Source organism: Cupriavidus sp. SW-Y-13 (assembly GCF_009793345.1).
Lineage (GTDB): Bacteria > Pseudomonadota > Gammaproteobacteria > Burkholderiales > Burkholderiaceae > Cupriavidus.
Genome location: NZ_WHLX01000001.1, coordinates 1,328,863 through 1,343,244, shown reverse-complemented (window position 1 = coordinate 1,343,244; position 14,382 = coordinate 1,328,863). Strand labels below are relative to the sequence as shown.

The window sequence follows — 14,382 nt, the reverse complement described above, 5'->3', positions numbered from 1 at the left end:
GCCTCCCGGCGCCGCGTATCCCCCGATGGCGCTGGCGCCGCATGGTGCTAGGATGCCGGGCAGAGACAATCCATCGATCGAGAGAAGCCCAATGTCCGGTACCCGATTCGACACGCTGGCGCTGCACGCCGGCGCCGCGCCCGACCCCGCCACAGGGGCCCGCGCCACCCCGATCCACCTGACCACGTCGTTTGTGTTCCGCGATAGCGAGCACGCCGCGTCGCTCTTCAATATGGAGCGCGCCGGCCACGTCTATTCCCGCATCAGCAATCCCACCGTCGCCGTGTTCGAGGAACGCGTGGCCGCGCTGGAGAACGGCGCCGGCGCCATCGGCACCGCCTCCGGCCAGGCCGCGCTGCATCTGGCCGTGGCCACGTTGATGGGCGCGGGATCGCACATCGTGGCGTCCACCGCGCTGTATGGCGGCTCGCACAACCTGCTGCACTACACGTTGCGCCGCTTCGGCATCGAGACCACGTTCGTCAATCCGCGTGATATCGACGCCTGGCGCGCCGCCATCCGGCCCGAGACCCGCCTGCTGTTCGGCGAGACGCTCGGCAATCCGGGGCTGGATGTGCTGGACATCGCCACGGTGGCGCAGATCGGGCGGGACCACCGCATCCCGCTGCTGGTCGATTCCACGTTCACCACGCCTTACCTGCTGCGTCCGTTCGACCATGGCGCCGGGCTGCTGTACCACTCGGCCACCAAGTTCCTGGGCGGACACGGCACCACCATCGGCGGCGTGCTGAGTGAAGGCGGCACGTTCGATTTCGAGGCATCGGGCAAGTTTCCGGAGTTGTCGGAGCCGTACGAAGGCTTCCACAACATGGTGTTCACCGAGGAAAGCACGGTGGCGCCGTTCCTGCTGCGCGCCCGCCGCGAAGGGCTGCGCGATTTCGGCGCCTGCCTGAATCCGATGGCTGCGTGGCAGTTGCTGCAGGGCATCGAGACGCTGCCGCTGCGCATGAGCCGCCACGTGGACAACACGCGCCGCGTGGTGCAGTTCCTGGCCGGGCATCCGATGGTGGAATCGGTGGCCTATCCGGAACTGGAAACCCATCCGGACTACGAGCTGGCCAAGCGATTGCTGCCCAAGGGCGCGGGGGCGGTGTTCAGCTTCAACCTCAAGGCCGATCGCCAGGCCGGCCAGCGCTTTATCGAGAGCCTGTCGCTGTTCTCGCACCTGGCCAATGTGGGCGATGCGCGGTCGCTGGTGATCCATCCCGCTTCGACCACGCACTTCCGCATGGATGCCACCGCGCTCAAGGCCGCCGGCATCGGCGAAGGCACGATCCGGCTGTCAGTGGGACTGGAAGACCCGGACGACCTGATCGAGGATCTCAAGCGCGGCCTGAAGGCGGCGGAGAAGGCCATGGAGAAGGGAGGCAAGCAATGAAGCTCGACCTCTCCGGCAATCCGGCCTACGCCTACACCGGCGGCAAACCCTTCGACGCCGCCCTGCCCTGCGCGGTCTTCGTGCATGGGGCGCAGAACGATCACAGCGTCTGGGCGCTGCAGACGCGCTGGTTCGCCAACCATGGTTTTTCGGTGCTGGCCGTGGACCTGCCCGGCCACAACCGCAGCGAAGGCGCGCCGCTGGATACCGTCGAGGCCATGGCCGACTGGGTCATGGCGCTGGTGGCTGCCGCCGGCGTGACGGCACCCGTGCTGGTGTTCGGCCACAGCATGGGATCGCTGATCGCGCTCGAATGCGCGGCGCGCCATCCGGCCGCTGTGCGCGGCATCGGCCTGCTGGCCACGGCCTATCCGATGAAGGTGTCGGATGCCCTGCTCGACGCCGCGCTGCACCGCGAGCCGGAGGCCATCGCCATGGTCAACCAGTGGTCGATTTCCAGCCTCGCCAGCAAGCCATCCTCGCCGGGACCGGGTGCCTGGATGCACGGCGGCAGCCAGCGCCTTATGGAACGGGTGGCCGCGCGCAATCCGGACGTGCGCGTATTCCACAACGACTTCTCGGCCTGCAACGGCTACGCGCAAGGCGAGGAAGCGGCGGTGGCCGTGACCTGCCCGGCGTTGTTCGTGGTCGGCAGCAAGGACATGATGACGTCGCCCAAGGCCGCGCAGGCGCTGGCCGGCAAGATGCGGCAGGCCAGCATCGTGACGGTGCCGAGCGGGCACGCGATGATGGGCGAGAAGCCGGACGAGGTACTCGACGCGCTGGCAGCCTTTGCGCGCAAGGTTGTGGCAGCCCGATAGCCGGCTGCCTGCATTGCAGTCCCACCAGAAAAACAGGAGACCGCCATGGCCCACGCCCCCACGAAGGAATTCGCCAGCTTCGCCGAGTTCTACCCGTTCTATCTGAACGAGCACCGCGACCGAACCTGCCGCCGCCTGCACTTCGTCGGCTCGACGATTTCCCTGCTCTGCCTGGGGACGCTGCTGGCGACGGGCAACCTGTGGTGGCTGCTGGCCGGGTTCGTCTCGGGTTATGCCTTCGCCTGGGTGGGCCATTTCGGCTTCGAGAAAAACCGCCCCGCCACCTTCCGACACCCTTTCTACAGCTTCATGGGAGATTGGGTGATGTACGCGGATATCTGGCGCGGACGGATTCCGTTCTGATCCGGCACCGTCAGCGGTCTCAGACCTGGCCGTGCCAACCCGGTGGGACCAACTCGACGAGCTTGCGCGCATCGCCCTGAGGTCCCGGCACTTCACCCGCCTCGTTGGCGGCTGCATTGGCCGTCTGCTGGCGGAAAACGGCTTCTAGCGGCTGGTCGAGCTGGGGATTGTCCAGGATGCCGCGCAATACCTCGACACCCTGCATCTGCTGGGCCAGCGCGGTTCGCGGCAGCCGGGCCATGTTCAGCACCAGCCGGTCATGCAGCATGCGCAGCGTCACTTGAGACGGATCACAGAGCAGCGCCCAGTGCGCCTGCCCCCGGTCCTGCTGGAGCTTGCCCACCAGATGCATCGCCTTGAGCTTGCCGAGCAGCACGGCCAGGTAGTCGGCTTCGACCCGCAGCTTGCGGCCCAGGTCGAGCTCGCCCACGCTGCGCGGCACATCCTCACGCGCGCGGTACAGCACGTACAGCACGCCCAGCGCGTCAAAGAACTCGCTGCCCGCGAACGTGCGCCGGCGCCAGTGCCCTTCGCGGATCACCGGCAGGTTGGCCGCGATGGTGGCGCCCAGCAACGTTACCAGCCAGCTGACATACATCCACAGCAGGAACAGCGGCAGCACCGCGAACGTGCCATAGACAGCGGTGTAGGTGGGGATATGGGTGATGAAGTAGCCAAAGGCGCGCTTGGCCACCTCGAAGGCCACGGCGGCCACGATGCCGGCGGTCAGCGCATCGCGCCAGTCCACGTAGGCATACGGCACGGCCATGTACAGGAATGCGAAGGCAACGGCCGACAGCAGCACTGGCACCACGCTGACAAACATCGTCACGCCGAACGGGAGGTTGCCGACGTATCCCATCGAGATCGACAGCAGGTAGGAGCTCACCGAGAGGCTGGCACCGATCAGCACCGGGCCCATCGTCAGGACGGCCCAGAACACCAGTACCCGCTGCGCCAGCGGCCTGCGCCGTTTGACGCGCCAGATGGCGTTGAGCGCATCCTCCACGGTCAGCATGGTCAGCACCGAGGTCACCATCAATCCGCCCAGGCCCAGTGCAGTGAGGCCGCGCGCGCTCTTGGAGAACTGGCCGATGTAGCGCGAGACCGAATCACTGACGTTGCCACCGGGAATCAGGTTCTGGAACAGGAACATCTCGATCTGCCCGCGAAAATCGCGGAACACCGGGAACGCGGCCAGCAGCGCGAACGCCACGGTCAGCACAGGCACCACGGACAGGAAGGTGGTGAAGGTCAGGCTGGCCGAGACCTGCGGCAGGCGATCCTCCCCAGCGCGACGCAAGGCGTAACGTGCCAGCGCACGCACCTTCTGCAGATTCCATTCCCTGCGGAGGCGGGCGATACGGGCAGCGGCAGCAGACATGCGGGGGCGAACTCCTCGATGAAGACTATTCTCAAAATGGCAGCCGACGTGCCATCGATGCGGCACCTGGCGCGGGGGCACAACTATAATACGCGGATTGTTTCGCGGCGCCTTTCGCCATTTTTCGTTGCAAATTCACGGCCTTGACCCGGTAGAACGTGCCATTTTGCCGATCACCCCGTCGCCGATCCCGATGACCGACATCCTCGTTCTCTATTACAGCCGTCACGGCAACACCCGCAAGCTGGCCGAACTGATCGCCGCCGGTATCGACCGCGTGCCGGGCGCCCAGGCGCGGTTGCGTACCGTGCCGCCCGTCTCCACCGTCTGCGAAGCCACCGCGCCTGATATCCCGCCCGAAGGCGCGCCGTACGCCGAACTCCGTGACCTGGAGGAATGCGCGGGCCTGGCGCTGGGCAGCCCTACCCGGTTCGGCAACATGGCCGCGCCCATGAAGTACTTCCTCGACGGCACCATCGCGCAATGGCTCTCCGGCGCGCTGTCGGGCAAGCCGGCCTGCGTGTTCACGTCGACGGGCAGCCTGCATGGCGGACAGGAAACCACGCTGTTGTCGATGATGCTGCCGCTGCTGCACCACGGCATGCTGATTGTCGGCCTGCCGTACTCCGAAGCCGGGCTGATGACCACCACCGCGGGCGGCACGCCCTATGGCCCTAGCCATCATGCCCACGTCGACAACTCCGGCCCGCTGACCGACCACGAGGCGTCGCTGGCCATCGCCATGGGTCGCCGGCTGGCCGAATCCGCACTGAAACTCGCCGCATGACGAACCCATCCCAAGCCACCGCTTCCGTCGAGTCCGACGGCGCCCTGCACAACCCGGCGCTGTGGCGCCTGAGCGTGGCCAGCCTTGTGGCGCTCATCGTGCTCTGCATCGCCTGGGAGTGGTTCCTCGCCCCATTGCGGCCGGGCGGATCGTGGCTGATCCTGAAGTTCGTGCTGCTGCTGCCCGTGCTGCGCGGCGTCTGGCAGCGCAATCGCTATACGATGCAGTGGTCGTCGATGCTGATCCTGCTGTATTTCACCGAGGGCATCGTCCGCGCCACCAGCGACCGCGCGCCCTCGTCGTGGCTGGCCTGGGGCGAAGTGGCCCTGACGGTGCTGTTCTTCGTGGCGACGGTCTGCTACCTGCGCCCCTACAAGCGCCGGGCACGCGCCACCGCCAAGGCTTCCGCGCAATCTTCGTCCTGATTCGTTTTCATTTCGTCGCCCCTGACTGCCATGACCGCTGCGCATACCGATTCCTTCCTCGATCTCTGCCGCGCCGCCGTGGGCCCGCAGAATGTGCTGACCGAGCCTACCGACAAGGCGCCCTACCTGACTGACTGGCGTCATCGCTATACCGGCGATGCACTGGCCGTGCTGCGCCCCGGATCGACGGAAGAAGTGGCCGCGGTGATGCGAGCCTGCCATGCGCACAAGCTAGCCGTCGTGCCGCAGGGCGGCAACACCGGCCTTTGCGGCGGCGCCACGCCGCAGGCTGGCGAGAGCGCGGCGCGTGGCACGGTCGTGCTGTCGTTGCAGCGCATGAACCGCGTACGCCAGGTGGACCCGCTCAACAACACGATTACCGTAGAGGCAGGCGTGATCCTGCAGCAGTTGCAGGAAGTGGCCCAGCAGCACGGCAGGTTGTTCCCGCTATCGCTGGCGGCCGAAGGCAGTTGCACGATCGGCGGCAACCTGTCCACGAACGCTGGGGGCACGGCGGTGCTGCGCTATGGCAATACCCGCGAGTTGTGCCTGGGGCTGGAAGTGGTCAACGTGCGGGGCGAGGTCTGGGACGGCTTGCGCGGCCTGCGCAAGGACAACACCGGCTACGACCTGCGCGACCTGTTCATCGGCGCCGAAGGCACGCTCGGCGTCATCACGGGGGCGGTCATGAAGCTGTTCCCGGCACCGCGCGCCCGCGTCACGGCGCTGGCCGCCGTGCAGAGCCCGCGCGCGGCGCTGGCGCTGCTGGCTATCGCCCAGTCCCATGCCAGCGCCATGCTGACCGGCTTCGAACTGATGTCCGCGATGTGCCTGCAACTGGTGACAAAGCACTTCCCGCAACTGCGCTATCCATTCGACGCCCCGCATCCGCAACTGGTACTGCTGGAACTGTCCGATAGCGAAAGCGAAGAGCATGCACGCGGCATCTTCGAGAAGATGATGGAAGCCGCGTTCGACGCCGGCGTGGTCACTGACGCCGTGGTGGCGGAGTCCGTGCAGCAATCGCGCGATTTCTGGAACCTGCGCGAACACATCCCGCTGGCGCAGGTAGAGGAAGGCAAGAACATCAAGCACGATATCGCCGTGCCGATTTCGCGCGTAGCGGATTTCATCGAGACCACCGACGCGCTGCTGCAGGACGCCTATCCCGGCGCGCGCATGGTCACGTTCGGCCACCTCGGCGATGGCAATCTGCATTACAACGTGTCGCCACCCGTGGGTGTGGATCACGAGCATTTCCTCACGCATCAGGACGCCATCAACCTGATCGTCCACAACAGCGTCCACGCCCACCACGGCTCCATCTCGGCGGAACACGGCCTGGGGCAACTGAAGGTCGAGGAAAACCAGCGCTACAAGAGCCCTGTGGAACTGACCATGATGCGCGCCATCAAGCACGCCTTCGACCCGCAGGGTCTGATGAATCCTGGGAAGGTGGTCTGACAGTTTGGTGAGGACGGCAATTGTGCAGCAGGCTGCTGCACAATTGGCGAAGGCGAAGGCTAGTGCACCGTCTGGTTATCCTGCCCCTCTTCCCCCTCCCCAAACAACTGCCCGCACAACGCTTCGCCCTCCTCCGTCAACCGGGCCGTACCACGTCCGTCTTCCTCCATGGCAGTCACCACGAGATCGGCTTCGGATAGTTGGGTCAGCATGCGTCGCAACACGCTCATCTGCACGCTGGCGCGCTTGCTCAGGCGGGCCAGCGAGAGATCCTTCGCCGCGGCTTCGGGCTGCGCGGCGACGCTGCGGGTGTGGTCCCATAGCGTCTGCAGGATCGCCCCGAGCACCGGATCGAGGTCATCGTCGGCATCTTCGTTTCGGTTGCTGTCGTCGCTCTGGTTGTCGTCGTCTGCCATGTCTGTCATATCGTCTCCCGTTGCTGCAAGGTCGCCACGAGCTTGCCCAGCGTGACCACGGCAGCTTCCACTTCCGCAGTCCAGGCGCCGCTGTAGTTCAGGCGAATGCAGTTCGTATAGGTCGGCACCGGCGAGAAGATATGGCCGGGCGCCACGGTGATCTGCCGCTCCAGCGCGGCGTGGTACAGCGACATCGCGTCTACCTCTTCCGGCAACTCCACCCACAGCACGTAGCCGCCCGCCGGTCGCGAAACCCTTGTTCCCGCCGGGAAAAAGCGCCGCACCGCCGCCGCCATGATATTGGCCTGCTGCGCGTAGGCCTTGCGCACGCGGCGCAGGTGGAAGTCGTAGCCATCCTTTCGCAAAAACTCCGCGATGGCAAGCTGGGGAATCGTCGAGGTTGTCAGCGTGTTCAGGAACTTGAGCCGCTCCACTTTCTCCTTGTAGCGGCCCGGCAGCGCCCAGCCGATGCGGTACGCGTTGGTGAGCGTCTTGGAGAACGACGAGCAGTGCAGCACGATGCCGGCCGTGTCATAGGATTTCAATGACGTGGGATGGACGTCGCCGTAGTACAGCTCGCCATAGACATCGTTCTCGATAACCGGGGTATCGCGATCCGTCAGCAGCTGTACCAGCGCCTGCTTGCGTTCGTCGGACATCTGGAAGCCGAGCGGATTCTGGAAATTCGGCATCACCATGCACGCGGCCACAGGGCGCTCGTCGAGCAGTCTGGCCAGTGCTCCAACATCGATGCCTTCCACCGGATCGGTCGCTACCTCCACGGCCTGCATGCCCAGCCGCTCGATGGCGTGCAGCATGGCGTAGTACGTGGGAGATTCCACGGCGATGGTGTCGCCCGGTTTGGCCACGGCCTGCAGGCAGAGGTTGATGGCCTCGGTCGCGCCGATGGTGACGATCACCTCGTTCGGATCCACGGTGTAGCCGTTTTCCAGATAGCGGCGCGTGATCTGGCGGATCAGTTGCGGCGAGCCGGGCGGCAGGTCGTCGAGCACGCTCCAGGTGTCGTAGCGTTTGCCGATGGCATTGGCGTACTGGATGATCCGCTGCCATGGGTAGAGCTTGGGGTCCGGATACGGCGAACCGAGCGGAACGGCATCGTCCGCGCGGATCGAGCGCAGCGTGGAGAGCACCAGCGCGCTGACATCGACGGCCGAGGGCCGCGCGGCGGGGCGGCTGGGCTGCAGGTCGATGGCTGGCTCGCCGGGGCGTGCCCGCACGAAGTAGCCCGATTGCGGACGGCTTTCGAGGATGCCGCGCGACTCCAGCAGCAGATAGGCACGGATGACCGTGGTGATGCTGAGCCGATGATGCTGGGCGGCCTGCCGCACGGACGGGATCTTCTCGCCGGGCAGCAGCACGCCCTGCTGCACCAGCGCTTCGATATCGGCGGCAAGCTTTTCGTACAGGGTGACCAACGGGGGCGCCTTTCAGGTTATCCGGCCGCGCCGGGCAACCCTGGGCGGTCAGCCTGCGGTCACCGGCGGATCGGTAGCGATCTCGGAATCTGTCGAAGTGTATTCGACGTAGCCGTCCTGGCGGCAGAAACTGAGCAGGCGCAGCCCCGCCTGTTCCGCGATGCGGATGGCGAGCGAAGTGGGCGCGGAGATGGTGGCCAGCATCTGGATGCGCATCCGCGCGGCCTTGCGGACGAGTTCGTAGCTGGCGCGGCTGGAGAGAAACACGAAGCCATCGCCGAACGATTCCCGCGCACGCGCGAGGTGGCCAATCAATTTATCGAGTGCGTTGTGGCGCCCCACGTCCTCGAAGATGGCACGCACCTCGCCATCGGGACCGCACCACGCCGCGGCATGAACGCCGCCCGTGGCGGCCATCAGCGGCTGGCGGGCCCGCAGGGCGTCCGCAGCGCGGCGCATCAGGGCCGGGGTTGGCGTGATGCGATGCACGGGGCGGCCAATCGGATCGGGAATCAGATCGAGTAGCGCGAGACTTTCAATCCCGCACACGCCGCACCCGGTGCGCCCGGCCAGCGTGCGCCGCTGGGCCTTCATCGCCATGAAGGCGCGTTGCGAAATCTCGATGCGGACCTCGATGCCATCGCAGCCCGGCTCCACCTCGATATCGTAGATCTCGCCGATACCGTCGACGATGCCTTCCGTCAGCGAGAACCCCACGGCAAAGACCTCGAGATCGAGCGGCGTGGCCATCATCACGGCATGCGAGATGCCGTTGTAGACCAGCGCCACGGGCACCTCGTCGGCCACCATGTCGATTTCCAGCGCCGTGTTGTCGCCCTGGTGGCGGCGGATATCCCGCGCGACGTAACCTCGTTCGGCCATGATGCCCTCCTGCAATCCGGGGATGGAATCCCGGCGCGTCTACCCGCGCTATTACGCCGATACCGCCGCGCGTTGCAGCAGTACCGGGATCGACTTCGACGTTGGCGTACCGGACCGGTCGCCGATGCTTTCCAGCGGCACCAGCGGATTGGTCTCCGGATAGTAGGCGCCGAGGCAGCCGGCCGGAATGTCGTAGTCCACGAGCAGGAAGTCTTTCACATGGCGCGTGATGCCGTCTTCCCAGACACTCGTGACATTTACGCGTTCGCCCTCTGCAAACCCGAGGCGCTCACGATCGGCACGGTTGATGAAGATGACGCGGCGCAGGCCGAACACGCCGCGATAGCGGTCGTCCGGACCGTAGATCGTGGTGTTGTACTGGTCGTGCGAGCGCGTGGTCATCATCACCAGCAGGTCGTCGCCATAGCGGTCGCGGGCGCGCTGGATCGGCGTGTCGCGGTCGATGGGGTGCACCAGGAACTGCGCCTTGCCAGACGCCGTGCGCCATACGCGATTGCGCGAAGCCGGTGTCAGGTGGAAGCCGCCCGGCTTTGCCACGCGTTCGTTGAAGCGCTCGAATCCCGGAATGACCTTTTCGATGGCATCGCGAATGCGCGCGTAATCCTGCGCATACCAGCGCCAGTCCACCTTCTCGGCACCGAGCGTGGCCTCGGCCATGCGCGCCACGATCATCGTTTCCGACAACAAATGCGGCGAGGCCGGCTTGTTCATGCCGTACGACATATGCACCATGCAGACCGAATCCTCCACGGTCACGCCTTGTGCCACGCCATCCTGCTCGTCGATCTCGGTGCGGCCGATCGTCGGCAGCAGCAGCGAGTCACGGCCGATCACGAGGTGGCTGCGATTCAGCTTGGTGGCGATATTCACCGTCAGGTCGCACTGGCGCAGCGCTTCCCAGGTACGCGGCGTGTCAGGCGTGGCGATCGAGAAGTTGCCGCCCAGCCCCACGAATACCTTGACCTTGCCTTCGAGCATGGCGGCGATGGCGGCCACCACGTCCTGGCCGTGCTCGCGCGGCGGCTCGAAGTCGAACACCTGGCCCAGGCGGTCCAGGAACGCGGCATCGGGTTGTTCCTCGATGCCCATGGTGCGGTCGCCCTGCACGTTCGAATGGCCGCGCACGGGCATCAGGCCCGCGCCGGGGCGGCCGATATTGCCGCGCAGCATCATCACGTTCGACAGCAACTGGATGGTTCGCACGGACTCCTTGTGCTGGGTCAGGCCCATGCCCCAGCACATGATCGTGCGCTCGCTCTTCACGTAGACGTCGGTCAGCGCGTCGATATCCTCGCGCGTCACGCCGGACTCGGCCACGATATCGGCCCAGCTTTCGGCGCGCAGGTCGGCGGCGAAGGCTTCGTAGTCAGCGGTATGCTCGGCGATGAAATCGACATCGATCACGCGCTTGCCGCCCGTGGCCACGGCCTCATCGTCGAGTTCGATCACGCGCTTGGCCATGCCCTTGAGCAGCGCCAGGTCGCCGGCCAGCTTGGGACGCACGAACATCGAGGCGATCTTGGTGCCGCCGCCGCCCAGCATCTCGGTCACGTGCTGCGGGCTGACAAAGCGCTCCAGGCCGCGTTCCTTCAGCGGATTGATCGAGATGATCGTGGCGCCGCGTTTGGCGGCGTCGCGCAGTTCATTGAGCATGCGCGGATGGTTCGTGGCCGGGTTCTGGCCCCAGACCATGATGGTGTCCGCCAACTGGAAATCGTCGAGCAGCACCGTAGCCTTGCCCACGCCCACCGTCACCGGCAAGCCGCGGCTGGTGGCCTCGTGGCACATGTTCGAGCAATCGGGGAAATTGTTCGTACCGTACATCCGGACGAACAACTGGAACAGGAATGCTGCTTCGTTGCTGGCCCGGCCCGACGTGTAGAACGTGGCCGCATCGGGATTGTCCAGCCGCTGCAGATGCGCGGCGATCAGCCGGAACGCCTCGTCCCAGTCCACCGGCACGTACTTGTCCGTGGCGGGGTCATAGCGCACCGGATGCGTCAGGCGGCCGTGCTGCTCCAGCTCATAGTCCGACTGCTGCATCAGCTCCGCCACCGTGTAGCGGCCGAAGAACTCGTTGGTCACACGCTTGCTGGTGGCCTCGGCCGCCACGGCCTTGACGCCGTTTTCGCAGAATTCAAACGTCGACGCGTGCTGGCGATCCGGCCAGGCGCAGCCCGGGCAATCGAAGCCATCCGGCTGGTTTTGCTTGAACAGCGTCTTGTACTTGCCGCCAGAAACCTTTTCCTTGACCAGGTTGATGGCGACCTGCTTGAGCGCGCCCCAGCCGGCGGCCGGGTGCGTATAGGGCGAAACGTGTCCCTTTTCGGGTGTCGGGGTACTCATCGGGGGCGACTTCCTGCAAAACCAGCAAAAGACCTGGGCGCCCGGCCCGGTTTTCCGTGTGCCCAGGCGCCCGCAACGATGGATGCAGACTATTGCCGGAATGTGATGCGGGAAACGTACAGTGTCAGGGCAGCACAAAGAGTACAGTTTGCACGGTTGCAGTGCACAATCTGAAAACTGTGCTTGTCAATTATGCATGGGTGTGTTGGATTCAGTCCTATGAAGCATCAAACCGCTCGGGTTTTCGTTCCCCTCTCCCGCGCAGTGGGAGAGGGGTTGGGGGAGAGGGCGGGAGGGGGTCTGCTTGCCGGCCATGTCGCAATTTGCACGGCTGGCCCTCTCCCCCGCCCCTCTCCCGCATGCGGGAGAGGGGCGAAAACAATCGGAAGAGTGGGGCCGAGGCCCCTACTCCGGCTCCTTCGGCGTCGCCGCAATGATGTCCTCCAACTGCGCGCTCATCGGGATGCCGAGCCGTTCGCCAGTTGGCAACCTGTTCAGGAACCACTGCTTGTAGAGCCGTTCCAGTTCGCCGGAGGTGATCAGGTCGCGCACGGCCTTGTCGACGATGCTGGCAAACTGCGGGTCGGCGCGGCGCAGCATGATGCCGTAGGGGTCGTAGGAAAGAAAATCGCGCGTGACCACGAACTGCTTGCCGGCGTCGGCGCGGGCGAGAAAGCCGTAGAGCAGCACGTCGTCGCCCGCGTACGCATCGGCGCCGCCGTGGCGCAGCACTTCGAAGGCATCGGCGTGATCCCTTGCGCGGATCAGCTTTGTGCCGAGGTTGAAGCGCTGCGACAATTGCTCGATGGCATCCGCATTGGTCGTGCCGGCCGTCGCCACCACGGTCTTCCCTTTGAGATCGCGGAAAGTCTTGATGGACGAATTACGCGGCACCATCAGCTTGGTGCCCGCCACGAAAATGACGGGCGAGAATCCGACGGTTCGCATCCGTTCGGCGTTGCGCGTGGTGGAGCCGCATTCGAGGTCTACCTTGCCGGACGTGATGGCATCGAAGCGGTTCTCCGATGTCACCGGCACCCACTGCACCGTCAGTTCCCGGCTGATCTCGGCGGACGCTGCCGTGACGATGGCCTGGCAGATATCGATCGAATAGCCAATCGGCCGCTTCGCCTGATTCAGATAGGAGAACGGCAGCGAAGACTCTCGGTAGCCAATCACCAGCACGCCGGTATCGCGCGCCTTCTTCAGCGTGCCGGCCAGCACCACGGGTTCGGGTGCGGTGGTCTGCGCCGTCACACAAGGCGCGAAGATGCCGAGCCACGCGGCCAGCGCGGCAGCCAGGACGTAGTGCATGGCGTCAGGCTCCGGCCGATTCGGGCTTGGTGCCGGGGATGTCCTTCTCGGTCTCTGGCACCGGCCCCGTGGTCAACTGCCCTTCCCACTTGGCCACCACGGCAGCGGCAATCGAGTTGCCGACGGCATTGGTCGCGGAGCGTCCCATGTCGAGGAACTGGTCCACGCCCATGATCAGCAGCAGTCCGGCCTCGGGAATGCCGAACTGGTTCAGCGTGGCCGCAATCACCACCAGCGACGCGCGCGGCACCCCCGCCATCCCTTTCGACGTGAGCATCAGCAACAGCAGCATGGTGATCTGCGTCGCCATCGGCAGGTGGATGTCGTACGCCTGCGCGATGAACAGCACGGCGAACGTGCAATACATCATCGACCCGTCGAGATTGAACGAGTAGCCCAGCGGCAGCACGAAGCTGGAAATCTTGCGACTCACGCCGAAGCGATCGAGCGAGTCGAGCATCTTGGGATACGCCGCTTCCGAGCTCGCCGTCGAGAACGACAGCAGGAACGGTTCGCGGATCAGTCGGATCAGGTCGAAGATGCGCCGCCCGAGGAACACGAACCCGGCCAGCGCCAGCAGCCCCCACAGCACGAACAGCGCCAGATAGAAGCTGCCCATGAACTTGGCGAAGGTAATCAGGATGCCCAGCCCCTGCGTGGTCACAGTGGACGCTATCGCCGCGAACACGGCCAGCGGCGCCATCCACATGACTGCGCCAGTGATCTTCAGCATGATCTGCGCGAGATCCTCGATCACACCGGCCATGCGATGTCCGCGCTCGCCCAGCGTGGAGAGCGCCGTACCGAAGAAGATCGAGAACACCACGATCTGCAGGATCTCGTTGTTGGCCATGGCCTCGGCCACGGATTTCGGCACCAGGTGCGAGATAAAATCCTTGAGCGTGAACGCGTTGGTTTTCAGGTTCGTGGCAGCGCCCACGTCAGGCAACGGCAGGCCGATATTGACGCCCGGCTGCAGCAGCGTGGCCATGATCAGCCCCAGCGTCAGCGACACCAGCGATGCGGTGATGAACCATCCCAGCGCCTTGATGCCCACGCGCCCTACCGTGCTGGCATCGCCCATGTGTGCAATGCCCATGACGAGCGTGGAGAACACCAGTGGTGCGATGATCATCTTGATCAGCCGCAGGAACACGTCGGTGATGATCGAGATATAACCGGCGATGTCCTTCGCCACCTTGGGGTCAGGGAACGCGGTATTGCACGCGTAGCCGACCCCGGCGCCGAGAACCATCGCTATCAGGATCCAGGTCGTGATACTTGACTTGCTCATGGCATCTCCAAGGAGTCGACCGATGGCCGC

General features: G+C 65.2%; 13 protein-coding genes. 6 read left to right on the top strand and 7 right to left on the bottom strand.

Translation table 11 applies throughout. The features are described 5' to 3' along the window. Window positions 1-91 precede the first annotated feature (91 nt). The 3 genes from GA566_RS05980 to GA566_RS05970 are packed head-to-tail and all read left to right on the top strand — an operon-like array spanning window position 92 to window position 2,583. Window positions 92-1,399, top strand: coding sequence for an O-acetylhomoserine aminocarboxypropyltransferase (locus tag GA566_RS05980; RefSeq protein WP_137928207.1), 1,308 nt, complete (start codon window positions 92-94; stop codon window positions 1,397-1,399). After that, window positions 1,396-2,220, top strand: a complete 825-nt coding sequence (locus GA566_RS05975) for an alpha/beta fold hydrolase (RefSeq protein WP_160472051.1) — start codon at window positions 1,396-1,398, stop codon at window positions 2,218-2,220. Before GA566_RS05980 ends, GA566_RS05975 begins: the two co-directional genes overlap by 4 nt. A 45-nt stretch (window positions 2,221-2,265) precedes the next feature. Further along, on the top strand, window positions 2,266-2,583 hold the full coding sequence (locus GA566_RS05970) for an Mpo1-like protein (protein ID WP_160472049.1): 318 nt from the start codon (window positions 2,266-2,268) through the stop codon (window positions 2,581-2,583). 19 nt (window positions 2,584-2,602) lie between these two features. Here the strand turns inward: GA566_RS05970 and GA566_RS05965 are convergent, their stop codons facing one another. Next, on the bottom strand, window positions 2,603-3,967 hold the full coding sequence (locus GA566_RS05965; protein WP_160472047.1) for a YihY family inner membrane protein: 1,365 nt from the start codon (window positions 3,965-3,967) through the stop codon (window positions 2,603-2,605). 193 nt (window positions 3,968-4,160) lie between these two features. On the opposite strand from GA566_RS05965, the gene wrbA reads away from it, so the two are divergent. From wrbA to GA566_RS05950, 3 genes are read left to right on the top strand one after another with little or no spacing between them, the layout of a single operon-like run. Beyond that, window positions 4,161-4,754, top strand: coding sequence for an NAD(P)H:quinone oxidoreductase (wrbA, locus tag GA566_RS05960; RefSeq protein ID WP_137928211.1), 594 nt, complete (start codon window positions 4,161-4,163; stop codon window positions 4,752-4,754). After that, the gene (locus tag GA566_RS05955; RefSeq protein ID WP_160472046.1) at window positions 4,751-5,179 is read left to right on the top strand and encodes a DUF2069 domain-containing protein; all 429 of its coding nucleotides are present in this window, start codon (window positions 4,751-4,753) and stop codon (window positions 5,177-5,179) included. Before wrbA ends, GA566_RS05955 begins: the two co-directional genes overlap by 4 nt. A gap of 30 nt (window positions 5,180-5,209) precedes the next feature. Further along, window positions 5,210-6,643 carry an FAD-binding oxidoreductase gene (locus tag GA566_RS05950; RefSeq protein WP_160472044.1) on the top strand — a complete coding sequence of 478 codons (1,434 nt, stop codon included), beginning with the start codon at window positions 5,210-5,212 and terminating at the stop codon, window positions 6,641-6,643. Between the two features lie 59 nt (window positions 6,644-6,702). Here the strand turns inward: GA566_RS05950 and GA566_RS05945 are convergent, their stop codons facing one another. The 6 genes from GA566_RS05945 to GA566_RS05920 form a co-directional block, all read right to left on the bottom strand. After that, the gene (locus GA566_RS05945) at window positions 6,703-7,068 is read right to left on the bottom strand and encodes an ArsR family transcriptional regulator (RefSeq protein ID WP_370459271.1); all 366 of its coding nucleotides are present in this window, start codon (window positions 7,066-7,068) and stop codon (window positions 6,703-6,705) included. Next, the gene (locus tag GA566_RS05940; RefSeq protein WP_137928214.1) at window positions 7,065-8,495 is read right to left on the bottom strand and encodes a PLP-dependent aminotransferase family protein; all 1,431 of its coding nucleotides are present in this window, start codon (window positions 8,493-8,495) and stop codon (window positions 7,065-7,067) included. The genes GA566_RS05945 and GA566_RS05940 overlap by 4 nt, the downstream gene beginning before the upstream one ends. A 48-nt stretch (window positions 8,496-8,543) precedes the next feature. Continuing rightward, window positions 8,544-9,377, bottom strand: coding sequence for a formate dehydrogenase accessory sulfurtransferase FdhD (fdhD, locus tag GA566_RS05935; protein ID WP_137928215.1), 834 nt, complete (start codon window positions 9,375-9,377; stop codon window positions 8,544-8,546). 51 nt (window positions 9,378-9,428) lie between these two features. Further along, complete coding sequence (locus GA566_RS05930; RefSeq protein WP_160472042.1) at window positions 9,429-11,744, bottom strand: FdhF/YdeP family oxidoreductase; 2,316 nt, start codon at window positions 11,742-11,744, stop codon at window positions 9,429-9,431. A gap of 405 nt (window positions 11,745-12,149) precedes the next feature. Further along, the gene (locus GA566_RS05925) at window positions 12,150-13,058 is read right to left on the bottom strand and encodes an amino acid ABC transporter substrate-binding protein (RefSeq protein ID WP_160472041.1); all 909 of its coding nucleotides are present in this window, start codon (window positions 13,056-13,058) and stop codon (window positions 12,150-12,152) included. Between the two features lie 4 nt (window positions 13,059-13,062). Next, window positions 13,063-14,352 (bottom strand): dicarboxylate/amino acid:cation symporter, encoded by a 1,290-nt coding sequence (locus GA566_RS05920; RefSeq protein WP_137928419.1) that lies wholly within the window; start codon window positions 14,350-14,352, stop codon window positions 13,063-13,065. Between the last annotated feature and the right edge of the window lie 30 nt (window positions 14,353-14,382).

Excerpts from the sequence above, each read along its gene's own strand:
- GA566_RS05980 (WP_137928207.1), top strand. The coding sequence starts at position 92 with ATGTCCGGTACCCGATTCGACACGCTGGCGCTGCACGCCGGCGCCGCG.
- GA566_RS05975 (WP_160472051.1), top strand. The coding sequence starts at position 1,396 with ATGAAGCTCGACCTCTCCGGCAATCCGGCCTACGCCTACACCGGCGGC.
- GA566_RS05970 (WP_160472049.1), top strand. The coding sequence starts at position 2,266 with ATGGCCCACGCCCCCACGAAGGAATTCGCCAGCTTCGCCGAGTTCTAC.
- GA566_RS05965 (WP_160472047.1), bottom strand. The coding sequence starts at position 3,967 with ATGTCTGCTGCCGCTGCCCGTATCGCCCGCCTCCGCAGGGAATGGAAT.
- wrbA (WP_137928211.1), top strand. The coding sequence starts at position 4,161 with ATGACCGACATCCTCGTTCTCTATTACAGCCGTCACGGCAACACCCGC.
- GA566_RS05955 (WP_160472046.1), top strand. The coding sequence starts at position 4,751 with ATGACGAACCCATCCCAAGCCACCGCTTCCGTCGAGTCCGACGGCGCC.
- GA566_RS05950 (WP_160472044.1), top strand. The coding sequence starts at position 5,210 with ATGACCGCTGCGCATACCGATTCCTTCCTCGATCTCTGCCGCGCCGCC.
- GA566_RS05945 (WP_370459271.1), bottom strand. The coding sequence starts at position 7,068 with ATGACAGACATGGCAGACGACGACAACCAGAGCGACGACAGCAACCGA.
- fdhD (WP_137928215.1), bottom strand. The coding sequence starts at position 9,377 with ATGGCCGAACGAGGTTACGTCGCGCGGGATATCCGCCGCCACCAGGGC.
- GA566_RS05930 (WP_160472042.1), bottom strand. The coding sequence starts at position 11,744 with ATGAGTACCCCGACACCCGAAAAGGGACACGTTTCGCCCTATACGCAC.
- GA566_RS05925 (WP_160472041.1), bottom strand. The coding sequence starts at position 13,058 with ATGCACTACGTCCTGGCTGCCGCGCTGGCCGCGTGGCTCGGCATCTTC.
- GA566_RS05920 (WP_137928419.1), bottom strand. The coding sequence starts at position 14,352 with ATGAGCAAGTCAAGTATCACGACCTGGATCCTGATAGCGATGGTTCTC.